Here is a 22,757-nt window from a genome sequence, read left to right as displayed (position 1 = left end):
GGTGGCGAGCGGCATTTCTCGGCAGCAGCTGATCCAGCTTTTCATCGTCGTGCTGATCGGCGTGGGGATCGGGCAGGTGCTGCAACGCACCGCGCCGATCGGCCGCGACCTTGGCAGCAACATGACCGTACAGGCCCTGCTGCGCGATGGCACTTCCCCGTCTCGCGAGGCGAAGGATCCAACGCTGACGCTGGTGGTATTTACCGACTATCAGTGCCCGGCCTGCAAGCTGGCCAGCCCGGCAATGGACGCTGCGGTGGCGCGCGACGGCCATGTGCGGGTTGTTTACAGGGACTGGCCGATCTTCGGCGCCGCATCCGAACAGGCAGCGCGCGTCGCTCTCGCGGCCGACCGTCAAGGTCTGTATCCAGCGGTCCATCGTCGCCTGATGGCGGAGCGGCGCCCGCTGAACGCACAGGTGCTGCGTGACGCCGTCGAACGATCAGGGGGCAGCTGGTCTCGCCTGGAACGCGATCTGCGCGCCTTTGCGCTGGAGATTGACAGCCAGCTCAGCCGCAATCGCCGCGACGCCTTCACCCTCGGAATCGCCGGGACGCCTGCCTATCTGGCTGGCCCCCTGCTCAGTTCGGGCGCGCTGGATGAAGCGGGCTTTACGCGGGCGTTCGCGCTCGGTCGCCGGGCGACACGACCATGATTGTTGCCGGTTTCATCGTGGGGTCAGGTTCAGCGAGCATCGATGCTAAAGCTGCCGGAAATTGCCCGAAGTAGCTCGAGTGACTCCCGCATCCGACCGCGCGACTCGTCGGATAGCGCAGCCATTTCGGTTTTCACCTCGCACGCCGTCTCAATGACGGAAAGCGCAGTATCCACCGACAGTGTCTTGGATTCGACAAGGGCGTGGAGGATGCTCTCAGCAAGAAGCAGCGCTGCCTGCCCGTGCGCGTCCGGCTCACCCGGCTGGCCGTGCGCATCCGGCTTGAGCGACGACGGCACCGCCGCAACCAGCCGAGCTTCAGCTGACGTATCGTTCATTGCGCAACTATCCTGACCGAAAATATGTACCGCATCTCCTGGCCGTTCACGCCCCACTCCCCGTTCACGAGCGCGACGCGATTGTGCGACAGCGGAGATCGAAGCTGCGCACGTGATTACCTTGGCGCAGTCGGTCGCCCCCAGCCATACGTAAGAGTCGCAGTGCCGCACTATCGGCGCAAACCCCATGCAGATGAAAGGGTTGCGCGATAATAATGCAGCTTGCCGCGGTGATCCAGCGGCATGTTGCGCGGTCGATCAGAATGACCATGCCAAGTACAGTGCGTCCGGACCATTATGATAAGCAGCGGTAAGCGGGCCAAGAATGGTAAAATCTTCCGGAAATCTACCTATTGTTCCTACTTGGCCGAAAGAGCACTCCATTTGCTCCTTACTCTTCGCTTTGTCACTGTTAGGAAGATGTCATGGTCCGCAAGTCGGTCTCGATCCTAGTCGTTCTCGCCGCCGCGATGGCACCGGCACTCGTGGCGCTTCCGGCGCAGGCGCAAGAAAAGACCATGTCCAATCAGGATTGGTGGCCCAGCCGGCTCGACCTGAGCCCGCTGCGCCAGAACGATCCGGACGCGAACCCCTATGGCCGCGATTTCAACTACGCCGCGGAATTCGCCACACTCGACCTTGAGGCGGTCCAAAAGGACATCGCGAAGGTTCTCACCACGTCCCAGCCATGGTGGCCGGCCGACTATGGCAATTATGGACCATTCTTCATCCGCATGGCCTGGCACAGCGCGGGCACTTACCGGGTGGGGGACGGACGCGGTGGTGCGGGCGGCGGCGAACAACGGTTCGAGCCGCTCAACTCCTGGCCTGACAATATCAGCCTCGACAAGGCGCGCCGCCTGGTTTGGCCGATCAAGCAGAAATACGGGCGCAAGCTATCGTGGGGCGATCTGATGGTGCTCACCGGCAATGTCGCGCTGGAAAATATGGGCTTCAAGACCATCGGCTTTGCCGGCGGTCGCATCGATTCGTGGCAGCCCGATCTGGTGTTCTGGGGGCCGGAATCGAAATTCCTGGCGGCCGGTCGCTTCGACACGCAGGGCAACCTCAAAGGCCCGCTGGCCGCGACGCAGATGGGGCTGATCTATGTCAATCCGGAGGGGCCGGGCGGCAATCCCGATCCGATTGCGGCGGCGAAAGCCATTCGTATCGCCTTCGGCAACATGGCGATGAACGATGAGGACACCGTCGCGCTGATCGCCGGGGGACACACGTTTGGCAAGGCGCATGGCGCGCACAAGCCGACCGGCTGCGTCGGTGCCGACCCGACCGGCAGCGGCGTCGAGCAGCAGGGATTGGGCTGGAGCAACACGTGCGGCAAGGGCAATGCCGAAGACACCGTTTCCAGCGGGCTGGAGGGCGCCTGGTCGACCAATCCGATCGCCTTCACGACGCAGTATTTCGACAATCTGTTTGGGTTCACCTGGGCCAAGACGAAAAGCCCGGCAGGCGCGGTGCAGTGGATTCCCACCACCGAATATGCCGCCCGGCTGGTGCCCGACGCGCATGTCGCGGGCCGGCGGCACGCGCCGATCATGTTCACCACCGACATCGCACTCAAGGATGACCCGGGCTTCCGGGCGATTTCCAAACGCTTCCACGAAAATCCCGAGGCATTCGCCAATGCCTTTGCGCGGGCGTGGTTCAAACTGATCCATCGCGACATGGGGCCGAGCGCGCGATATCTTGGCAAGGACGCCCCGCAGGAAGCCTTTTCGTGGCAGGACCCCTTGCCCAAGGCGGCGTATGCGCCCGTCGATGCGGCGGATGTGATGCAGCTCAAGGGGCAGATCCTTGCGACGGGACTCACCGGGCCCGCGTTGATCAAGGCGGCCTGGGCCTCCGCATCGACCTTCCGCGGCACCGATATGCGGGGCGGGGCCAACGGCGCGCGCGTCCGGCTTGATCCGGCCAGGAGCTGGGCCGTCAACGATCCCGCTGAACTGGCCAAGGTCGTCACCACACTTGGGGGCGTGCAGCGCGACTTCAATCGCGCGGCGACCGGCAACAAGCAGGTCTCACTGGCGGATCTGATCGTGCTGGGCGGCACCGCGGCGATCGAGCAGGCCGCCGCCAAGGCCGGTCATAGCGTGACCGTCTCGTTTAGACCGGGCCGGGTCGATGCCGTGCAGGCGCAAACGGATGTCGCCTCCTACGCCTATCTGCGGCCGCGCGCCGACGGCTTCCGCAATTTTTACGGTACCGACAGCGATCTCGCGCCGGCGAAGATGCTGGTCGACAAGGCCAGAATGCTGAACCTCACCGTTCCCGAGATGACGGTGCTGCTCGGCGGTATGCGCGCGCTCGATGCCAATAGCGGGCACTCGGCAAACGGCGTGTTCACCAGCCGCCCGGGTACGCTGACCAACGACTTTTTCGTCAATCTGCTCGACATGTCGACCAAGTGGCAGAAATCGGTGAAGACCGATGGGCTATATGAAGGGCTCGACCGGGCGACGGGCAAGGTGAAATGGACCGCCACGCCGGTTGACCTGATCTTCGGGTCGAATGCCGAATTGCGGGCGGTGTCGGAGGCTTATGCATCTGACGATGCGAAGGGGTTGTTCGTCAACGATTTCGTCGCCGCCTGGACCAAGGTGATGAACCTCGATCGCTTCTGAGTGCGGCGCGGTGCCGCCACCGCGCGATCTTTGACAAGCGTTTGCCAAGCAGCAGCGAGGTCGCTCCACGCAACGCCTTGCGCCCGTCCAGGTGACGGGCGGCGAAGTCTTTGAAAAAAATGATGACACACCGAATTCGACTCTGATCGTGGAGGGGTATAGTGGGGAGGGGCATAGTATTGCAGCATATATCTAAAATATCGTCGGGAAAGAGCATGCCGACCTCGACCATTTTCGAGCCAATGCCGAATTTGATGAGCGTCGATATTCTCGAATTGGTCGCTGATGCGGTGATTTGTGCCGATGCCAGCGGACGCATCGTGCTGTTCAACCGTGCTGCCGAACAGTCTTTTGGGTATAGCGCTGACGACGTAATTGGGAAATACTTGGAAATACTGCTTCCTGAGCGTCACCGTGCTGAACATGCCCGCCAGGTCCAGGGCTTCGCGTTGGACGACCGTGAAAGGGCGCGGTTCATGGGACGGCGTAGAGAGGTGGTGGGGCGTCGCAAAACGGGAGAGGAGTTTCCTGCCGAGGCAATGGTGTCACGCCACGTGATCGGCGGCCGGACGGTCCTTACGGTCGTTCACCGCGATATCACCGAACGCAAAGCAATCGAGGACCAACGCGAGGCGATTTCGCGCGAGTTGGATCACCGCACCCGCAATGTGCTTTCCGTGGTAAGGGCGTTGGTGTCGCTTAGCGCCAGGAACGCGGACAATGTCGCAACGTTCAAGGAATCGTTGTTGGGGCGGCTGAGCGCTCTTGCCGCGACGCAGGCCGTGCTTGGATTTGGCGCGCAACAGAGCACGACCTTGTCGGCACTGTTGCGCGCGGAACTCGATCAATACCGGAGCAGCGATGGGGCCAACATCGTCGTGGCGGGTCCCGATGTTTCGGTGGCGGCTGGCGCGGCGCAGACTTTGGCGCTGATCTTTCACGAACTGGCGACGAACTCCGCGAAGTACGGCGCGCTCGGCGTGGACGACGGATGTATCACCATCACGTCAGCGCTGATTGCTGATGCCGATCAATATTCGATCGAATGGCGCGAAACCGGCGGGCCAGTGGTAGTTCCGCCGACCCGGCAGGGCTTTGGCACGACGTTCATCAAACAGATGGGCCAGATGACCTTTCGACACGACGTGATCATGGAATATCCGGCCGAGGGGATTGTGTGTCGGATCACGTTGCCGAGCGCCAGACTGGTGGCATAAGCGATGGTGGCGCGGGCTGGGCGCCGCGAGCGCGCGGCTTCGGTTGCGCAGGTGCCCGCTATGTCGCCGCCGCCCGCTGCTGCGTTTCCCTTGTGCAGCGCTCAGGCGCTCACACCGGTTCGAGGACCGCGCCTGGCAGATGCGAGGAAGCGGCGGACCCATGGCTTGCCACTCTCCAGTAACAATAACAGTCCGAGGCCCAAGCCGATCGACAGCGCCATATCGCTCCAGGCGAGCGGCCCGAACTTGAGCAGATCCCGGGCGGCGGGAAGCGCCAGGATTAAGGCCGTCCCGCCGACGACGGCAGCGAACACGTAGCGCAGCGTCGTATTGCCGCGAACCAGCGCCACCCCGAGCGAGGCACTAAAAGATCGATTGATCAGGATGAGCGCAACGATCGCCGATACCAACGCGAAGAAGATGAGGGCGCGCAGTTCGCGCGCCGGCATCCCCGCCCAGTTTTCGACCAGAAAGATCGCCGCAAGAAGGGCGAAGGCAAGCGCGCCCTGGAAAACGCTCCACACGATCATCGGCGGTGAAAACAGGCGTTCGGTCGACGGGCGCGGCGGGCGCGACATGATATCGGCCTCGGCCGGCTCTGCCTCGAAAACCAGCGCGCAGACCGGGTCGATCACCATCTGCAGAAGCGCAATATGGATCGGGCCAAGCAAGAGCGGTGCTCCCAGAAAAAGGGGCAGCAGCGCCAATCCCGCGATCGGCACGTGCACGGCAAATATGAACGCGCTTGCCTTGCGGATATTGTCGTAAATGCACCGGCCGAGGACGATCGACTGGACGATGGCGCTGAAATCGTCTTCCAGCAGGACGATGGCGGCTGCCTCGCGCGCGACATCGGTGCCGCGCTTGCCCATGGCGATGCCGATATGCGCGGATTTGAGCGATGGGGCGTCGTTGACGCCGTCGCCCGTCATCGCGACGATCTCGCCATCGGCCTTGAACGCTTCAACGATACGGAGTTTCTGTTCAGGCATGATGCGGGCAAAGACGGTGACGGTCTTGAGCCGCTCGGCGAGCTGCGCGTCATCGAGCCCGGCCAGATCAACACCGGTCAGCACGTCGCCTTCCGCCAACCCCGCTTGGGCAGCGATCGATCGCGCCGTCGCGGCGTGATCGCCGGTGATCATGACGACCCGGACGCCCGCTTGGCGGCATTGCGCGACGGCGCGCGGCACGCTGGCGCGCAACGGATCGGCCAATCCGACCAGACCGCTCAGCGCGTATTGATAGCCGACCTGCGAGGGCGCCCAGACTCGGTCGGGCGACGTCGCTGTCGCGACAGCCAGCACGCGGATGCCGCGCTTCGCCATCGCATCGACCGCGGTCGTCATGGCGGCGTGGTCCGGTGCGGACAGGCGGCATAGCGCAGCGATCGCTTCCGGAGCGCCCTTGGCAGAGATCACGAGCGCGTCGCCATCGTCCCAGATGTTGGACATCGCCAGCAAATCCGGGCGCAGCGCATAGCTGTGCGCCAGCGTGGCCTGCCGCGCATCGCTCGCTGCGATGGCGCCGTGCGCCGCGTGCAGCGCGATCTCCATCGGATCGCTTGGCACGATGGCGCTGGCCAACGCCGCGGTTCTGACCACGCCGTGGAAATCATCCGGGATGATGCCGTCGAGTTCGACGGTCAGCGTCTTGCCCGACGGCACCCAGAGTTCGGCCACCGACATGCGGTTTTCGGTCAGCGTCCCCGTCTTGTCGGTACACAAGATGGTTGCCGACCCGAGCGTCTCGATCGCGGCAGCGCGGCGCGTGAGCACGCCCACCTTGCCGATCCGCCACGCGCCCATCGCCAGGAATATTGTCAGGACCACCGGAAACTCCTCCGGGATCATCGACATGCCGATCGCGATGCCGGCCAGAATCGCTTCCATCCAGCCACCGCGCAGCACGCCGTACAGCAGCACGACGAGCAGCGCGACCAGCCCGCCGCCAATCGCGCACAAGGTGACGATGCGCGTGGTTTCGCGGCGCAGGCGCGGCGCTTCGCTGTCGAGCGACGCCAGCGACTGACCGATCCTGCCGATCTCGCTGCGCGCGCCGGTCGCCAGCACGCGCGCAATGCCGCTGCCGCGGGTGACAAGCGAGCCGGCAAACACGAAGGGCTGATCGTCGCCCCCCGGACGCGGAGCGCCTGGCCTATCACCGACGGCGTGCACGCGCTTGCCCACTGGGAGCGACTCGCCGGTCAGCAGCGACTCGTCCGCCTGGAAGTCGCTCGCCGCAACCAGCATTGCATCGGCGGCGATGCGATCGCCCTGTTCGAGCACGAGCAGATCATCGGGCACCACCTCGCGTCCGGCGATAGAGCGGCGCTGGCCGTCGCGGATGACCATTGCCCGCGGGGTGGACAGGTCACGCAAGGCATCGAGGACCCGTTCCGTGCGCGCTTCCTGAATGACCGTGACCCCGACCGAGAAGGTGGCGAAGCCCATCAGCACCAGGGCTTCGGTTAGGTCGCCCAGCACCAGATAGGCGATGCCACCGACGAGAAGCAGCGCCAGCATCGGCTCGCGCAGCACGCTCAGCACGATCCGGGGCAGTGAACGCTTGCTGGTGTGTGGGATCTCGTTCGGGCCGACGGCAATCAGCCGCGCGGCCGCCTCTTCGGCGGATAGCCCACTAGGCTCGCTGTGCTCAGTCATCGCCCTCTTGCTCGCCCCCTTCACCGACGCCGTTGCGGTGGCAGCGTACGCAGTTTTCGACGTTGCGCATGCCTTCTTCGGCGTGAAGTGCGCGAATCTGTGCAGGCTGATGCGCATGACAACTGAAACAGGTGTGGCGCGTGAAATCCCCGCCGCTGTGGCAGGTCGTGCAGGACGTATTGTGCGGCCCGGTCAGCGCAAAGAAGCGGCTATGGTCGAATGTCGCCGGTCGCCAGGCGGTGGTCTGGTGGCATGTGGCGCAATTGCCGCCAGCTTGCGCGTGGAGTGGAGTCTGTGGCGCGGCGTGACACGTGGCGCATTGGCCGCGAACTGCGGGCCGGAGCAGCGCATGGGCGAAGCTTTGGTGGGGTCGTTTCACCAACTGTGGCCCGCTATGGTCGGTATGGCACGCCATGCAGTTCGCCTGGCCGAGCGACTGGTGGAAGGCGATTGGCTTGCGTTCGCTCGGCAGCGGTGCGCCATCGGTTGTCCTGATGCCGATATCGGCGATCTTGTGACACGTCGTGCAGCGGTTCGCCGATGCGCCCTGGAACGGGGCATGACAGGCGAAGCAGTTGCGGGTGATGCCGGCATGCGCCGGGATCAGCGCTCCTGGCGCGATCATCAAATGCGGCCAGGCGACGCCGAGCGCGATCAGCGCGCACAGATTGACGACGATCAGCCACACGCCCCAGCGGCGCATCACCGCCACCCCCAGAACAGCGCAACTGCGATGATATGCGCCAGCGCCAGCACGCCAAACGCGAGCGTGATGGGCAGATGAACGACGCGCCATGCCTTGACGACATCGAATGTCAGGCTGTCCCAATAAGTCTGTTCCTCGAGCGCCGCGGCCGTCAGGCCCTGCGCGCGCAGCCGCATCCGCGTCGCCTCGAGCCGCTTGCGCGCGCGGCCGAGCAGGTATTTCCCGGTGAGCCCGCTGGCGATGTTGATGAGCATCGCCCACACCGCCAGCCAGGCAAGGATCGCGTTGAAATGGATGCCGGCATGAACCAGGATGAGCAATGACCCCGCCCAGGCGAGCCGCTCGTGCCAGCGCAACAGCACCGCGGGATTGCCCGATTTGATCAGCTTGCGCTTGCGCATCGAATAGCCCGACGACGCCAGGATCAGCAGCACACCGGGGATGCCGAGATACCGCCCGATCCACACCAGATCGGACAGATGCAGCACGGCATCGAGCGCCAGCGCCGCGCCGCCCAGAACCGCCAGCGACAGATAGAAGGGGATGACCTCACGGCGCATCAGGCTGGTGCGGATGCCTGTCATGCGTCGAGCACCAGATCGCTGGTTGGTGCGGACATGCACAGCAGGCAGCATCCTGCCGCCACCGCGAACGCCGGTGCACGCGCCACACGAAGCGTGCCTGCGACGATCCTGGTTTCGCAGGTGCCGCAACTGCCCGATCGGCACCCCGACTCGACCGCAACGCCGTGGCGCTCGGCAAAATCGAGCAGGCTGGCGTCTTCTCCGGTCCAGCTGAGCGTGCGCCCGGCACGCGCGAAGCGCACCGCAATCGGTGTTGCCAGTGCCGCGGCCGGGGAAGCGGGCGGGTCGACCGAGGCCGGCCCGAACGCCTCGAAATGGATCGCCGCGTCGGTCACGCCCCAATCGCGCAGCGCCGGGATCAAACTGGCCATCATCGGCGGTGGGCCACAGACGTAGAAATGATGCTCGCCATGCGGCACGAGATGACGCAGCAAAGCGACGTCGATGATGCCCGTTGCCGACGACCCGTGGCCGGTGGTTTCGCCCGGCAGGGGCGCGCTTTGCACGATCGTGACGTGGAAGTTGGGATGGCCGTACTGCAACGCGCCAAGCGCGTTTTCGAACACGATTTCTCGACTGTTGCGAACGCCGTAGATCAGCTGGATGGCGCGATCGGGCTGCGTGGCGAGCGCCGCGCGGGCCATTGCGAACAGCGGCGTGACACCGATCCCGCCCGCGATCAGCACGGCAGGAACGCGCGCATCATCGTCCAGCACGAACGCCCCCGCTGGCGCGCGCGCCTGCAGGATGGCGCCGGGCGCGACGCGATCGTGCAAATGGCTGGACACAAGGCCGGGCGGGACATCGGGCCGACCACGCGGTGCCGAAAGGCGCTTGACGGTGATGCGGTAGGCCTGCGGATCGTGGCGGTCGGACAGGGAATAGCAGCGCGTAACCGGACGACGCTCGCCCTGTGCGTCTGTCACATCTACCTGCAGAGTGAGGAATTGCCCGGCCCGGTAAGGCGGGAGCGGTTGCCCATCGACGGGCTCCAGATAGAACGAGGCCTGGCTCAGCGCATCGTCTTCGTCGTCGCGTACGCGCACCCGAAAGGCGCGCCAACCGGGCCATGCGCCTTCGGGGACGCATAACGGCGCGGCCCCGATGCCATCGCTCGGTGCGACCACCCATCTGTGTCTCAAGGCGATGAAGATACAGGCCGCCACAAGCTGTGTGAGCAGCGCTGCGGATATGTATCCGAGAAGTTCGCCCGCGGTCACCGTGGCCTGGTGCATGAGACGTTGGGTGGGCTGGGGCCACGGCCAGCGCGCCCGGCAATGGGACGCGGATCGTTGCGAGGGGGGGCTCGATCAATCATCGTCACCGCTCTCGTCACCGGCCTCAGCGCTTTCGACATGTGCGCCGGGGGTGAATGCAACCGGGTCGAGCGTCGTGACGCCATAGGCCGCCAGGCCGAGCGCGACGCCCGCGAGGGGCAGGGCGATCGTCATCGGGGGCGCGGCATCGGTGACTCCCGGATGGAGGTCCGCACGCTTCCGGCCGGTGACAAACGCGCCGATCAGATTGTCGCGCGTGAGCAGCGACATCATCACCACGGCCAGCACGTGCACCGCGATCAGGCCGAGCAGGATGTTGGCCAGCGTTTCGTGCAAGCCCTCGCCGGCGTCCCCGTTCATGGTCACCCCAGTGTAGACCACCGCCGCGACCGTCGCGAGCAGCGCGAGGATCGCGACACCGCCCAGCGCGTTGTGCCCGACCGAGCGTTGCCGATCCGGCGACAGCATGGCCGTGAGATGATGACCGATCTGGCCCGGCTTCACGAAGCGTGCGAACCTGGCATGCTCGCCGCCGACAAAGCCCCACATGAGGCGAAACACGATCAGCAGCGTGGCGAGCCACCCGGCGGGCACGTGCCATGGCGCCAGCGCGCTTTCCTCCTCGGCCGACAGGAACGCGACGAGGATCGTCGCGACCAGCAGCCAGTGGAACAGCCGCACGGGCAGATCCCACACCTGAATGGTGTTTTTCGTCCGGGTCGTTGCGATCGCTGCTCGGTTCATGCGCAATCTCCTTCAGGAGACAGGAATGCCCGAAGTTCCTGACCTAGGCCTGACAGCCGTATGGCGTTCGATCACCGGTGCGCTATGCGGGTTTGCCGCAGGATCGTGCTCGGAACTGGACGAGCATTGGCCGTTCAGACGCCATGGTCGTCCGTGTCGATCCATATGACATGCGAATCGATCTCGAGCTTCAGGATCGCGCGGAGCGCCTCGATCCGTGCCCGCACCTCCTCGCGGCGAGCCTCGTTCGCCTGCCGCTGCGCATAAAGCAGATCGGCGAGATCGATAGCGCCCAATTGGTTGCCGGCGCGCGTTCGCGTGGCCACCGACTCCGCGCTGCTCGCTGCCTCGCGCACCGCAACCCAGCTTTCCAGCCGCGCCTTGGCAAGCGCAACGTCTGCCGCCGCGGTCGCTTCGACCGAGCGGCGGACCACTGCCACGTCGTGCAACGCCGCGCCGGATTGCGCGCCTGCCTCTTGAGCGACGAACCGGCGGTATCCGCCACCCAGCGGCATCGTCGCGACCATGCCGAGCCCACGCTCCATGCCGCCGCGCTCGCTGAACGCGCGGATGCCCAAGCTTGGATCGGCGATCCGATCCGCCCGGATGCGCTGCGCCGCAAATGCGAGCCGATCCGCATCGGCCTGGGCGGCGGCGATTTCGTGGCTGCGCTCGATCACCAACCGGCCAAGCGCCGTGAAGCTGATTGGTGGTTCGGCCGGCAAACCGGGGGGCGGCGGCGCGACGGGGAGCAGGATGGAGGGGAATGTCGCGCGCAGCCGGGCCTGCGCCTCGGCCATCAGCGCGCGCGCATCGGCATATTGGCCGCGTGCCCGGGACAAGGCCGATTGCGCTTGTTCGACATCCAGGGCTGCTGCGTCGCGCAACTGCGCGCGGCGGCGGACAGCCGCAAGCGCCTGTTCGAGATTGGTGACGCTGCGCGCATCGGTCGCCGCGACGGCGCCGGCGCCGATCCAATCGAACCAGAGGCGAGCCAGCTCCAACGCCGCCTGGTGCCGCGCATCGGCCATGCGGTTTTGAGCCGCGGATACCCCCGCGGTACCGGTGCGTCGGTCGAGCGCCGCCTTGCCCGGCAATCGAAACGGCCGTGAGACGGTGGCATCGAACTCCTGATAACCTCCCTCGCGATCGACGCTGCGCCGCATCGCCGATCCGGTGACGGTGATCTCGTGCGGGCCCTTCGCCAGCGCGCCGGCCTGCGCCTGTGCCGCTGTAACGCGCGCGCCTGCGGCAAGCACCGAGGGATGCTCGTCCAGCGCGGCGGTCACCATCGCCGGCGGCGGCAGATCGGGGCGAACGTCCAGTTGCTGGGCTGCCGCTGGGCTGGCCAGTGCCGACAGGATTGCGCTCAAGGCTATCGTGTGACGGATCATGGCAACCTGCCTCGTGCCTGGAGGGGGATGGCCTGCCACCGCACAGGACCACTGCGCTTGGTTCGCGCGACGATGGCGACCGCGTCCTGCAGCGCCCCAGCAGCGACGATCAGCTCGATCGCCGAGCGGTTCAGCGATCCGCTCACCCGTTCGGCGGTCGTTGCATCCGAGAAGGCGAGCCCGAGCACCGCCTCGCTGCGGACATGCACCGGGATCCGCAGCGCGACACGCAGCGCATCGCCGATCGCCGACGCGTCGACCGTGGCGCTGTGAAAGGTCAGCAGCAGCTCAGCCATCAGCCATCTCCAAGCGGCTTTCGCCGAAGCGTTCGAACAGGATGGGCAGCAGGATCAGCGTCAGCAGCGTGGAGGTGACGAGCCCACCGATCACCACGATCGCCAACGGACGCTGGATTTCCGATCCCGGCCCGCTGGCAAAAAGCAGCGGCACGAGCCCGAAGGCGGTGATGCTCGCGGTCATCAAGACGGGGCGAAGCCGTCGTTCGGCACCGGCGCGGACCGCCTCGGCCATCGGCACGCCCTCGTCACGCAATTGCCGGAAATAGGCGATGAGGACGAGGCCGTTGAGCACCGCGATCCCCAACAGTGCGATGAAGCCGACTGACGCCGGCACCGACAGATATTGTCCGGTGATCCACAGGGCGACGATGCCGCCGACCATGGCAAACGGGATGTTGACGAGGATCAGCAACGATGCCCTGAGCGATCGCAGGGTGCCGAGCAGGACCAGGAAGATCAGCAGCACCGCGATGGGCACCACGAGCGACAGCCGCGCCGCCGCGCGCTGCTGGTTCTCGAACTGCCCGCCCCACACCAGCCGGTAGCCGGCCGGCAGCGCGACCTTTGCAGCGACCCCGGCCTTGGCCTCCTCGACATAGCCAACGAGATCGCGACCCGAGACGAAGGCCTGCACGAGCGCGTAGCGCGCACCGTTTTCGTGATCGATCTTCACGGGGCCGGCAACGGGGCGGATCGCCGCGATATCGCTGAGCCTGACCGTCTGACCCGTCGGCGCGCGCAGCAACAGGTCGGCGAACAGGGCCGGGCTGCTCCTCACGCCCTCGGCACCGCGGATGACGATCGGCGTGCGCCGATTGCTCTCGGCAACAATGCCCGCGCGCATGCCTTCGAGCTGGCCGCGCAGACCGTCCTCGATCTCGTCCACCGTCAGCCCGGCGCGGCCGGCGGCAAGCCGGTCGATGTCGAGCTGAAGGTAATCGACGCGATCATTGGCGACCGTCATTACCTCGGTCGCGCCGCGCGTGGCTTCGAGCACTACCTGGATCTTGCCCGCGAGCGTCGCCAGCGTCGCGCTGTCCGACCCGAAGATCTTGATCGCCAGATCGCCGCGCGCGCCGGTCAGCATTTCCGACACGCGCATTTCGATCGGCTGGGTAAAGCTGGCCTCGATCCCCGGCAGCCGGTTCATCGCTTCGCGCAGCGCCCCCACCACCGCCTGCTTGTCGCCCCGCCAGTCGGTACGAGGCTTGAGCGCGATGAACGTATCGGTTTCGTTCAACCCCATCGGATCGAGCCCGAGTTCATCCGATCCGACCCGCGCGATGACCCGCTGCACCTCGGGCACGCTGGTCAGCAGGGCACGCTGCGCGGCGAGGTCCCCACGCACCGAATGATCGAGCCCGATGCTGGGGTTCTTGACCAGCTGCATCACCACCGAGCCCTCGTCCATCTGGGGCATGAAGGTCTTGCCGACGGCGCCATAGGCGATCACGGCGACGACCAGACCGGCCACTGAAAGGCCGTAGACCAGCGGCTTGCGCGCGAACGCCCCGCCCAGCAGCGCGTGATACCGCGGCGACAGCCGGCGCATGATCCAGGGTTCGCCATGCGCCTGCGATTTCAGGCCCAGCGAGGCCAGCACGGGGACCAATGTCAGCGTCAGGAGCAGCGCGGCGGCGAGCGCGAACATGATCGTCAACGCGACCGGCGCGAACAATTTGCCTTCAAGCCCTTCGAGTGACACCAGCGGCAGGAAGACGAGCGCGATGATCAGCAGCCCGGCGGAGACGGGAACGATGACATCGTTCGTCGCGCGAAAAATCTGGTTAAGCCGGGGTGTCGCATCGCCGTGATCTGCCCGCGCCAGCCGCTCGACGACGTTTTCGATGACGACGACGGCGCCATCCACCAGCATGCCGATGGCGATGGCGAGCCCGCCCAGGCTCATCAGATTGGCGGTCAGCCCCCAGCCGCGCATCAGCATGAACGTCATCAGCGCCGCCATCGGCAGCGTTACCGCGACGATCGCCGCCGCCCGCCAGTCGCCCAGGAACAGGATCAGCAGGATGACGACGAGGATCGTCGCCTCGACCAGGGCCTTTTCGACTGTGCCGACCGCGCGGCTGATGAGATCGGACCGGTCGTAAAAGACGTTGATCGACGTGCCGGCGGGGAGGGTGCGGGACAGTTCGGCGATCTTGGCTTTGACCCCGGCCACGACCTGCCGCGCATCGGACCCGCGCAGCGCGATGACCAGTCCCTCGACGGTTTCGCCACGCCCGTCGGAGCTGACCGCGCCGTAGCGGGTCAGGCTGCCGATGGTCACCGTCGCCACATCGCCCAGCCGCAGCACCCGCCCATCGGCGCTGCGCAACACGAGCGCGCGCAGGTCTTCGATCGTGGCGACGGCACCGACCGCGCGGACGATCAGCGCATTCTCGCCATTGGCCAGCCGGCCCGCGCCATCGTTGCGATTGCCGCGGTTGATAGCGGAACGGATATCCGCGGTGGTCAGCCCGGCAGCGGCGGTGGCGATCGGATCCGGGCGCACCTCGAATGTCCGGGCAAAGCCACCGAGCGCGTTGACGTCGGCGACACCGGGCACAGTGCGCAGTGCCGGGCGAATGGTCCAATCGAGCAACGTGCGCCGTTCCTGCAGCGACTGCGGCCCGTCGATGGTGAACATGAACATCTCGGACAGCGGGGTCGAGATCGGCGCGAGTCCGCCCGTGACGCCCGCCGGCAGATCGCCCATCACCCCGGCAAGCCGTTCGCTCACCTGCTGCCGCGCCCAATAGATATCGGTGCCGTCGGCGAAATCGATCGTGACGTCAGCAATGGCATATTTCGCGGTTGCGCGCAGGATCGACTGTTTGGGAATGCCCAGCATTTCCTGTTCGATCGGCGCGAGAATGCGCGTCTCGACCTCGTTCGGCGTCATGCCCGGAGCCTTCAGGATCATCTTGACCTGGGTCGGGGCGATGTCGGGATAGGCATCGATCGGGAGCGAGACGAACGCCCACGCACCAAGACCCGCCAGTGTGATCGCCGCGACGATCACCAACAGGCGGTAGGACAGCGCTCGGGCAAGCAGATCGCGGAGCATCGTTTGCGATCCCGTCAGTTGGCGCCGGCGAGCGTCTTGAGCTCGCTGATGCCGCTCGTGACGACGCGCTGCCCGCGGGCCAGACCGCGCGTGACGACCACCCGATCGCCGGTGCCCTCCGCGATCACCACGGGACGGACCGAAACGCCGCCCCGCACGACCAGAAAGACGACCTTGCGGCCGTCGATTTCGGTGACCGCGGCCGCCGGAATGTGCACCGCGCCCGCGGGTGCCGGTGCTTCGATGACGACGCTCGTCGCGCATCCGGCCGAGATACCCGGTGCCGGCTCAACATTGGCGGTCAGCGTGGCCGATCGCGTCAGCGGATCGAGCGTCGTGCCGACGGCGAGTACCGTGCCGAGCGCATCGGCCCCGACCCTGACCCGCATGCCCGGACGAACCGACCCGATCAGCCGCTCCGGAACCTGCGCGATGACCTGCAGCGCCCCCATGCCATCGATCACGAACGGCGCCGTTGCGGGATCAACCATCTTGCCGGTTTCCGCCCACATGCTGCTGATCCGTCCGGCGATCGGCGCGGTCAGCGTGTAGCCCGCGCCCGCGCTGCGCCCGCCGCCGAGCAGAGCGATCAGCCGGTTCTGCTCACTGACGTCGATGGCGCTTTGTGCCGCCAGCGCGGTGGCTTCATCCGATCGGGCGGGAGCGATGATGCCTTCGCGTGACAATTGCCGCAGCCGGCCGGCCTGGGCGCTCGCCACCGCCTGGCGCGAGCGCGCGCGGGCCAGATCGGCGCGCAGGCTCACGACATCGCGGCTGGCGATGGTCGCCAGCTTCTGCCCCTTCGTCACCGCCTGGCCGTTGACCACGAAGATGCGCGTGATGACACCCGGCAGCTGCGCGGCCACGGCAACCCTGGCATTGGGTGGCGGCATGATCTGTGCCGGCAAGGTGGCCAACGCGATCGTTGCGGCGCTATCGACCGTGGCGACCTGGAGGCCGAGGCTGCGGACCTGCGCGTCCGTTAGCGGGACCATTCCCGCAGGTCTGGCGGGCTGGATCGCGGGCGCGACCGGCGGCTTGGCAGGGTTGGCCGGGATCACCAGCCATATCGCGGCGGCGATCACCGCGGCGCCGCCGCCGCCAAGGATCAGGCGTTGATGCTTCATGACCCGCATCGCTATCGCCCCAGCCTGACGTCAACCTGACAGCGGCAGCCCCAGTCGAATTTCCCGGGCCTCGGGCGCCGCGCTCAGCGTGCCACCGTGCGCTTTCATGATGCGATCGACGATCGCCAGCCCCAGGCCGGCACCATCGGCGCTTGCGTGATCGGCGCGGCGATGACGACCGACCAGAGCGGCCAGAGACGCGGCATCCAGCCCAGGTCCTTCGTCGCGGACCGCCATTGTTCCATCGGCAGCCACGCGCACCAGGATCGTGCCCCCGGGGGGCGTGACGCGCAGCGCGTTCTCCAACAGATTACGAAGCGCCGCGCCGATCGCCTCGCGGCGCCCGCAGGTCCACACGGGCGCATCCGCGGCAAGCTCGAGATTGGCCGCCCGATCCAAGGCGAGCGGCGCCATCCGCGCGATGACGTCGCCGGCCAGATCGACGAGGTCGATCCGGCTGGGCGGCATCGACGCAGCCGCGTCGGCCTCGACCTGGGCCAACAGCATCAACTGGTCGATCAGGCGGCGCATCTGCGCGACGTCCTCGCGCAGCGGGATGGCCTCGGGCAGCTGCAGACGATCGAGCTCGAGCGACAACAGCGTCAGCGGCGTGCGCAATTCGTGGGCAATGTCGGCGGCAAAGGCTTCATGCATCGATGCTGCTCGGTCGACCCGTTCGAGCGTACGGTTGATGGCATCGGCGAACGGACGGGCCTCCTGGGGCAGCGAGGCGGCGGCGACGCGAACGCCGCGCACATCGTCGGCGCGCGCGTCAATTTCGTCGGCGGCTGTCCGCAATGGCTGCATGGCGCGGCGGATCGCCCACCGCCCGGCCAGCGCCATCGGCACGATGAGCACGATCATCGGCAGCAAAACGTGTTCGGCGAGCTCGTGCAGCGCAAGTTGCACGGCATCGCCATTCGCTAAATGGTTGAACGACAGGCGATATTCGATGCCGATGACGAGGAGGAGCAACAGCGCGCCGAGCCCGCCGACGATCGCCAGGCTGCGCGTGAGGCGCCGCGTTATCGACGGTTCCTGGGTCACGTTGCGCGTTCTCTCAGCATATACCCGACCCCGCGCACCGTATGGAGGTCCAGTTCGGCGCCGGCATCGTCGAGTCGCCGGCGAAGGCGCGATACGATGGCCTCGACGGCGTTCGGCGTGACCGCCTCGTCGAATTTGTAGAGACCGTCCTCGATAAGGCCGCGGCGGACCACCTCGCCCGCGTGGCGAAGGAGCAGTTCCAGCAATGCGCCCTCCCGACGGGTCAGTTCCTGCGGGTTCGACGCGATCACCACCGCGTGCGTTGCCGGATCGAATGCGACGTTCGCCAGCTGCAGCCGGGTTTGTCGACGCGACCCCGGCCGCCGCAACATGGCGCGCAGCCGCGCCGCCAGCTCGTCCATCGCAAACGGCTTGGCGAGATAATCGTCCGCCCCGGCATCGAGCCCCTTCACCCGATCTTCCAAAGCGTCGCGTGCCGTGAGGATCAGCGCCGGCGGCTCCCCACCCGCCCGGCGCCGCAGCCAGTCGATACCGTCGCCGTCGGGCAGGCCGAGATCGAGGATGATGCCATCAAAGGCGAACGAGGCAAGCGCGTCGGTCGCTGCGGCGAGCGTCGGGACCTGATCGCAGACATGCCCCTGTTCGCGCAGCCCCGTCGAGACGAGCTCGGCCAATCTCGCATTGTCTTCGACGATCAGAATGCGGGCCATGGCTTCCAGATACTCGAACTACGATGCCAAGCATACGGAGACATCCTGACAAGATCCTGACAAGCGACCCGTTGCCGCCCGCTGGCGGCGATGTGTCGGCGCGGATAATAAGGCGCTTGTGCTGCTCGGCGGCTGCGATATCTCCGCTGGCATGAAGATCGATCATCCTGCCGCCACCGATGCGCGCGTCGAAGAACGCGACGCCGTCGATGCTGCGACGTTTGCTGCCGAGATCGCGCCGTGCGCTACGCCGATCGTGCTGCGCGGCCAGGTCGCGCGCTGGGCGAGCGTGCGCGCAGGGCGGCGCGCCGGTCAGTTCTTCGGCAGCTTGGCGGGATCGTAATCGGGCCCAAAATCGAGCACGAACACCGGTCCCAGCTCGATGACATGCTTGGCCGCCGCCAGATGTGCCGCGACGTTCGCGGATCCCGCCGCGAACGCCCGCCCGGTCTTGCCCGACGCGTAATAGAGCTTCCACGCGTTGGTGACCGTCACCGGGTTGCCGATCACCCGCGCCGATCGCCTTCTGGATCGGCGATTGCGCGCCGACGTCCCAAGCATTCGCGCGCTTGGCGGCGACGGCGACGCGCATCGCCTGGTTGCCCGGCACGCCCTGCGTCGTGCCGAGTTTCGACGTCTGGCCCGCGCCAGAGATCGACCAGTTGGTCGCGGGGGTATTTACTGCGCGATCGAGTAGTTCGGCGCGGGTTTAGCGGGCGCCGGCGCGGTCTGCGCCGCGGTGACCGCCGGGTTGCGAGCAATGCGCTCGCCAGAAGCAGGCCCTTCATTCTTCCCCTCCTCGTTGGCCCCCCTTGCTCTTACGGCAGGCGGGGCAGGGTGCATTCAGACGCGTGCGGGGGCGGCGGTCAGCGCCGCGGCGATCGCGGCGTGCATCGGCTTGGGCTTGAATGCGGAGTCATAGGGGCAGGGCCGGCGCGGCACCTTGTCCTTGCGGGGTTCGAACCCCTCGATCCAGCTGTAGCGATCGGTCATGCCCCACAGCAGCACATCGCGCACTGCGGGATAGGCGAACATCAGGTCGAGATAGCCGCGCGTGAAATCCGCCACCCCCCGGTCGCGGACCGCGATATCGGCGGGCAGGCCGTTGTCGCGGACATCGAGCTCGGTGATGACCAGCCCATAGCCCATCCCCGTCACCGCATCGAGGAAGCGACGCCAGTCGCCGTCGAGCGCGGCGATCGTCGCGCGCGTGTCGGTCCCTTGGGTGACGAGGTGCGATTGCACACCCAGTGCATCGACGGGCACGCCGCGCGCCTTGAACCCCTCGAGCAGCTTCAGCACGCCGGCGCGGTGCGTCGCGTTGCCGGGTTCCCAGCTCATATAGTCGTTATAGACCAGCTGCGCATGCGGCGCGGCGGCGCGTGCGGTGTGGAAGGCGAGGTCGAGCGTCGGCTCCGCCCCGCCCATCGCGCGCGACAGCGCGGTCTGGTACAGCGCTCCGTCCGCCGGGTTCACCGCTTCGTTGACGACGTCGTAGCTGGGGATCCGCGTCCCGTAGCGGCGGCAGACGGTGGTGATGTGATCGACCAGCAGACGCTCGGCGGCACGCACCGGGGTTGCGCCAAAATTGTGTGTCTCTTCCCAGCGCGGCATCCATTTCGGCTGGTGCCACAACAGATTGTGCCCGCGCACCGGCATCGCGTTGGCGGTCGCCCACGCCATCATCGCGTCGAACCGCGCGAAGTCGAAGCGCGTCGCGCTGGGACGCAGCGCCTGCCACTTCATCTCGTTCTCGCCGACCAGCAGCCCGCAGTCGCGCTTCAGCAGCGCCGCATAGGCCGGGTTCGCGAACGATCCGCGATCGGCGCCGGGCTGGCCGTATGCAAAGCAGGATCCGAGTCGCATGCCCTTCGCAGCCGCGAGTGCGTTCAGACCGGTCGATCCGGGATGCGCGGGATGTGGGGTTTGCGCAAATGCCCTGCCGGTTGCTGTCGCGCCGACCAGGCCAAGTCCGGCGAGCATCGATATCCCATCGCGTCGGGTAACATCTACCAAGCACCTTCTCCTGTTTTATTTTGATAGCGCTAACGGTATCGCGACCGCGTTGGATGTCCATCCCAATTCGATGCGACCACGTTTGCGATCCCGTGCACAGTCGCCTGTTCCTTGCAAGCTTGCGGGCAGTCTGCGGTGTCGGCGCCCCGTGCGGCACAAATTAAGCGGGGCATGCGAACTGCCTGGTGGAAGTGGGCTATTAAGGCGAAAGTGGGCAACGCGCCCGCCGCTTGCCAGCGCACCGTCATTGCTGCCACGAGGGGTAACCCGGGGGGGGAGTCGATGTCCGACAGCTCGTTCACGCCGCTTGAATTCGACAGCGCGATGCTTCCGCCGGCATCGCGCTTCGCGACTTTTGCGTCGGCAATGCCCAATTTCCACGTCACCCGCGAGGAGCAGGCGCCGTTTCGCGCGGTGGCGCACGTATGGAAGATCGGCGGCACGGTGCTTTCCCGCCTGGCCGCTGATCCGGCCATCTACGAACGCACCGCGCGGCAGATCGCCGGAGACGGCACCGATCACCTCTACGTCAATTATCATCATCGCGGATCGGTGCGGATCGACGGCGAAAACGGGCCGATCGGCACGGCGCAAAGCGGCGCGCTGCTCGCGATCGATATGCGCCAGCCCTGCCGCCTGTCGGTCACGGCGACGTCTCAGATTTCGGTTGCGATCCCGCGCGCGGCGGTGATCCCGCGGCTGGGGGCGCTCGATCCGCACGGGCTGGTCGATGATGGCGGGCTGGTGCCGCTGTTTGCGGCGCAGATCGCGGCGATCGAACGCGCGCTGCCGCAATTGCCGGTCACGCACGCGGCGGTGATCGAGCGCCAGATTGCCGATCTGGTGGTCGATACGCTGCTCGACGCGCTGGGGCGGCGGCAACGCATCGCCCCGTGCAACGACGCGCTCGTCAACCACGCCCGCGCACTGATGGACGATCATCTGGGCGAGGTGCTGACCGCGTCGGTGATCGCCCGCCTGCTGGGCGTCTCGCGCTCCAGCCTGTACCGTGCGTTCGGCAGCGGAACGGGCGTGCAGCGCGAACTGCAGGCGCGCAGGCTGCGGCGGATGCGGCGCTGGCTGGAGGATCCGGCCGAGCAGCGCTCGATCGCGGTGCTTGCCCGCGCTGCAGGCTTCTTCGACGCATCCCATTTCAGCCGCGTGTTCCGCGACGCGTTCGGGGTCACGCCGGCCGGCTATCGCGCGCAGCATCGCGAAGCGATCGATGCGCCCGTGCCCGATCATGCGGTGCCGCTCCGCTTCCGAAGCTGGGTCACGTCGATCGACTGAGCGAGAGACACCGATACCATACCAAAGACACAGGCAGCGGATCGACGCCCGGCCGGCGCGTCCGCTACAATCCCCGCAGGAAGGGCGCCGCTACGGCAGCCGGGGGGAAGGACGTTACGATGAAATGGATCATTGCGCTCGCCGCGCTGCTTGCGCTGTCGCCCGTTGCCGCGATCGAGGCACGTGCCGCCACGCTGGTTGCCCAGCTTCCGAAACAGCAGTGGGCGGTCGACCACGCGCTGCCCCCTGATGTCTTTCTATATGATGATTTCACCTTGGAGACCACCAGCCGCATCACCCAGTTTACCTGGTGGGGATGGGATGCAGTGGCGCCGTTCACCGTGGAGTTCTGGATTCAGGGCGAGGATGACTGGTTTTATCTTGAGTACATGCGCACGGCTGATGTTGAAATTTCGGGCGGCGGCTGGATTCCTCGTCGGTTCGACATGGCAATCGACGTGATTTTGCCAAGCGACCGCAATATTCTGGTCGGGGTCTATGGTGCCCCTGACGCCTATATGCTCTGGCAGTTTGCCGATACGTCGCTCCCGTCCAACATCGCGGGATCGCCCGGCAGCCTTGTGTGGTCGGAAAAATATCAAAGCTTCGGGACTGCCGGGGGTGACTTCGCCTTCCAGCTCACGGGTGAGGCAGTGGCGTCGGCCGTGCCCGAAACCTCGACCTGGGCGCTGCTGCTGGTCGGCTTTGGCCTCGCGGGGGGGATGATCCGGCGCCAAACGAAGCGCGCCGCGCCGCTGCGCCTTCGAGGCGGGTCACCTCGATCAACTGAGCAAGAGACGCTGCTACCAAGCCGCACAAACGGACCGCGGCTCGCGATACCCATGCCCCGCTAGTACTACTCGCGACCCGCCGCCCCGGAGCCATCGGATCGATACGGTCAGTGCATCTGTAATGGTCGTTCGCCATTCATTGGGGGCGAGCGCGCGTAAAGCTCCCTTTTGGGGTAGTACCCCCAGTTGCCAGCCGCGGTAGACAGCATTGTCCGCCGCGGCTGGCTTT

The 22,757-nt window shown here is 66.3% G+C and carries 20 protein-coding genes; 6 read left to right on the top strand and 14 right to left on the bottom strand.

Annotation, left to right across the window (positions count from 1 at the left end; all coding sequences use genetic code 11):
- Position 1: 1 nt before the first annotated feature.
- Complete coding sequence (locus tag ABC969_RS10745; protein WP_345864868.1) at positions 2-655, top strand: DsbA family protein; 654 nt, start codon at positions 2-4, stop codon at positions 653-655.
- A 29-nt stretch (positions 656-684) separates the two neighbouring features.
- On the opposite strand, the gene ABC969_RS10740 is transcribed toward ABC969_RS10745, so the two are convergent.
- On the bottom strand, positions 685-993 hold the full coding sequence (locus ABC969_RS10740; RefSeq protein ID WP_345864866.1) for a hypothetical protein: 309 nt from the start codon (positions 991-993) through the stop codon (positions 685-687).
- Positions 994-1,418: 425 nt separating this feature from the next.
- Between ABC969_RS10740 and katG the strand changes: the two genes are divergently transcribed.
- Positions 1,419-3,635 (top strand): catalase/peroxidase HPI, encoded by a 2,217-nt coding sequence (gene katG, locus ABC969_RS10735; RefSeq protein WP_345864863.1) that lies wholly within the window; start codon positions 1,419-1,421, stop codon positions 3,633-3,635.
- Positions 3,636-3,850: 215 nt separating this feature from the next.
- Positions 3,851-4,852, top strand: a complete 1,002-nt coding sequence (locus tag ABC969_RS10730; protein WP_345864861.1) for a sensor histidine kinase — start codon at positions 3,851-3,853, stop codon at positions 4,850-4,852.
- 101 nt (positions 4,853-4,953) lie between these two features.
- Here the strand turns inward: ABC969_RS10730 and ABC969_RS10725 are convergent, their stop codons facing one another.
- The 11 genes from ABC969_RS10725 to ABC969_RS10675 form a co-directional block, all read right to left on the bottom strand.
- Positions 4,954-7,515, bottom strand: coding sequence for a cation-translocating P-type ATPase (locus ABC969_RS10725; protein ID WP_345864859.1), 2,562 nt, complete (start codon positions 7,513-7,515; stop codon positions 4,954-4,956).
- On the bottom strand, positions 7,508-8,218 hold the full coding sequence (locus ABC969_RS10720) for a cytochrome c3 family protein (protein WP_345865151.1): 711 nt from the start codon (positions 8,216-8,218) through the stop codon (positions 7,508-7,510). Before ABC969_RS10720 ends, ABC969_RS10725 begins: the two co-directional genes overlap by 8 nt.
- Positions 8,218-8,805 (bottom strand): hypothetical protein, encoded by a 588-nt coding sequence (locus tag ABC969_RS10715; RefSeq protein WP_345864857.1) that lies wholly within the window; start codon positions 8,803-8,805, stop codon positions 8,218-8,220. Before ABC969_RS10715 ends, ABC969_RS10720 begins: the two co-directional genes overlap by 1 nt.
- Positions 8,802-9,851, bottom strand: a complete 1,050-nt coding sequence (locus ABC969_RS10710; RefSeq protein WP_345864855.1) for a 2Fe-2S iron-sulfur cluster-binding protein — start codon at positions 9,849-9,851, stop codon at positions 8,802-8,804. The genes ABC969_RS10715 and ABC969_RS10710 overlap by 4 nt, the downstream gene beginning before the upstream one ends.
- A 264-nt stretch (positions 9,852-10,115) precedes the next feature.
- The gene (locus ABC969_RS10705; protein WP_345864853.1) at positions 10,116-10,826 is read right to left on the bottom strand and encodes a cytochrome b/b6 domain-containing protein; all 711 of its coding nucleotides are present in this window, start codon (positions 10,824-10,826) and stop codon (positions 10,116-10,118) included.
- Positions 10,827-10,960: 134 nt separating this feature from the next.
- Entirely contained in the window at positions 10,961-12,220 is a 1,260-nt protein-coding gene (locus ABC969_RS10700; RefSeq protein ID WP_345864851.1) for a TolC family protein, read from the bottom strand.
- Positions 12,217-12,516: a DUF3240 domain-containing protein gene (locus ABC969_RS10695; protein WP_345864849.1), complete on the bottom strand. Its 300-nt coding sequence runs from the start codon at positions 12,514-12,516 to the stop codon at positions 12,217-12,219. The genes ABC969_RS10700 and ABC969_RS10695 overlap by 4 nt, the downstream gene beginning before the upstream one ends.
- Positions 12,509-15,586, bottom strand: coding sequence for an efflux RND transporter permease subunit (locus ABC969_RS10690; RefSeq protein WP_345864847.1), 3,078 nt, complete (start codon positions 15,584-15,586; stop codon positions 12,509-12,511). Before ABC969_RS10690 ends, ABC969_RS10695 begins: the two co-directional genes overlap by 8 nt.
- A 14-nt stretch (positions 15,587-15,600) precedes the next feature.
- Complete coding sequence (locus ABC969_RS10685; RefSeq protein ID WP_345864846.1) at positions 15,601-16,713, bottom strand: efflux RND transporter periplasmic adaptor subunit; 1,113 nt, start codon at positions 16,711-16,713, stop codon at positions 15,601-15,603.
- A 30-nt stretch (positions 16,714-16,743) separates the two neighbouring features.
- On the bottom strand, positions 16,744-17,760 hold the full coding sequence (locus ABC969_RS10680) for a sensor histidine kinase (RefSeq protein ID WP_345864844.1): 1,017 nt from the start codon (positions 17,758-17,760) through the stop codon (positions 16,744-16,746).
- Positions 17,757-18,431: a response regulator gene (locus ABC969_RS10675; protein WP_345864842.1), complete on the bottom strand. Its 675-nt coding sequence runs from the start codon at positions 18,429-18,431 to the stop codon at positions 17,757-17,759. Before ABC969_RS10675 ends, ABC969_RS10680 begins: the two co-directional genes overlap by 4 nt.
- A 151-nt stretch (positions 18,432-18,582) precedes the next feature.
- Between ABC969_RS10675 and ABC969_RS10670 the strand changes: the two genes are divergently transcribed.
- The gene (locus ABC969_RS10670; protein WP_345864840.1) at positions 18,583-18,774 is read left to right on the top strand and encodes a hypothetical protein; all 192 of its coding nucleotides are present in this window, start codon (positions 18,583-18,585) and stop codon (positions 18,772-18,774) included.
- Here the strand turns inward: ABC969_RS10670 and ABC969_RS10665 are convergent.
- Positions 18,744-18,941 carry a hypothetical protein gene (locus ABC969_RS10665; RefSeq protein WP_345864838.1) on the bottom strand — a complete coding sequence of 66 codons (198 nt, stop codon included), beginning with the start codon at positions 18,939-18,941 and terminating at the stop codon, positions 18,744-18,746. The genes ABC969_RS10670 and ABC969_RS10665 overlap by 31 nt on opposite strands.
- A gap of 333 nt (positions 18,942-19,274) precedes the next feature.
- Positions 19,275-20,297 carry an endo-1,4-beta-xylanase gene (locus ABC969_RS10660; RefSeq protein WP_427916129.1) on the bottom strand — a complete coding sequence of 341 codons (1,023 nt, stop codon included), beginning with the start codon at positions 20,295-20,297 and terminating at the stop codon, positions 19,275-19,277.
- A gap of 432 nt (positions 20,298-20,729) precedes the next feature.
- Between ABC969_RS10660 and ABC969_RS10655 the strand changes: the two genes are divergently transcribed.
- A complete protein-coding gene (locus tag ABC969_RS10655; RefSeq protein ID WP_345864834.1) occupies positions 20,730-21,737 on the top strand; it encodes a helix-turn-helix domain-containing protein in 1,008 nt (335 codons plus the stop codon).
- Positions 21,738-21,856: 119 nt separating this feature from the next.
- Entirely contained in the window at positions 21,857-22,591 is a 735-nt protein-coding gene (locus ABC969_RS10650; RefSeq protein WP_345864832.1) for a PEPxxWA-CTERM sorting domain-containing protein, read from the top strand.
- The last annotated feature ends 166 nt before the right edge of the window (positions 22,592-22,757 follow it).

Origin of the sequence: Sphingomonas qilianensis, assembly GCF_039614825.1 — a bacterium.
Lineage (GTDB): Bacteria > Pseudomonadota > Alphaproteobacteria > Sphingomonadales > Sphingomonadaceae > Sphingomonas > Sphingomonas qilianensis.
This window is presented reverse-complemented; position numbering and strand designations above follow the sequence as displayed.

Bases quoted from the DNA above. Each gene is read 5' to 3' on its own strand.
- ABC969_RS10740 (WP_345864866.1), bottom strand. From the start codon at position 993: ATGAACGATACGTCAGCTGAAGCTCGGCTGGTTGCGGCGGTGCCGTCG.
- katG (WP_345864863.1), top strand. From the start codon at position 1,419: ATGGTCCGCAAGTCGGTCTCGATCCTAGTCGTTCTCGCCGCCGCGATG.
- ABC969_RS10730 (WP_345864861.1), top strand. From the start codon at position 3,851: ATGCCGACCTCGACCATTTTCGAGCCAATGCCGAATTTGATGAGCGTC.
- ABC969_RS10725 (WP_345864859.1), bottom strand. From the start codon at position 7,515: ATGACTGAGCACAGCGAGCCTAGTGGGCTATCCGCCGAAGAGGCGGCC.
- ABC969_RS10720 (WP_345865151.1), bottom strand. From the start codon at position 8,218: ATGCGCCGCTGGGGCGTGTGGCTGATCGTCGTCAATCTGTGCGCGCTG.
- ABC969_RS10715 (WP_345864857.1), bottom strand. From the start codon at position 8,805: ATGACAGGCATCCGCACCAGCCTGATGCGCCGTGAGGTCATCCCCTTC.
- ABC969_RS10705 (WP_345864853.1), bottom strand. From the start codon at position 10,826: ATGAACCGAGCAGCGATCGCAACGACCCGGACGAAAAACACCATTCAG.
- ABC969_RS10700 (WP_345864851.1), bottom strand. From the start codon at position 12,220: ATGATCCGTCACACGATAGCCTTGAGCGCAATCCTGTCGGCACTGGCC.
- ABC969_RS10695 (WP_345864849.1), bottom strand. From the start codon at position 12,516: ATGGCTGAGCTGCTGCTGACCTTTCACAGCGCCACGGTCGACGCGTCG.
- ABC969_RS10690 (WP_345864847.1), bottom strand. From the start codon at position 15,586: ATGCTCCGCGATCTGCTTGCCCGAGCGCTGTCCTACCGCCTGTTGGTG.
- ABC969_RS10685 (WP_345864846.1), bottom strand. From the start codon at position 16,713: ATGAAGCATCAACGCCTGATCCTTGGCGGCGGCGGCGCCGCGGTGATC.
- ABC969_RS10675 (WP_345864842.1), bottom strand. From the start codon at position 18,431: ATGGCCCGCATTCTGATCGTCGAAGACAATGCGAGATTGGCCGAGCTC.
- ABC969_RS10670 (WP_345864840.1), top strand. From the start codon at position 18,583: ATGAAGATCGATCATCCTGCCGCCACCGATGCGCGCGTCGAAGAACGC.
- ABC969_RS10660 (WP_427916129.1), bottom strand. From the start codon at position 20,297: ATGCGACTCGGATCCTGCTTTGCATACGGCCAGCCCGGCGCCGATCGC.
- ABC969_RS10655 (WP_345864834.1), top strand. From the start codon at position 20,730: ATGTCCGACAGCTCGTTCACGCCGCTTGAATTCGACAGCGCGATGCTT.
- ABC969_RS10650 (WP_345864832.1), top strand. From the start codon at position 21,857: ATGAAATGGATCATTGCGCTCGCCGCGCTGCTTGCGCTGTCGCCCGTT.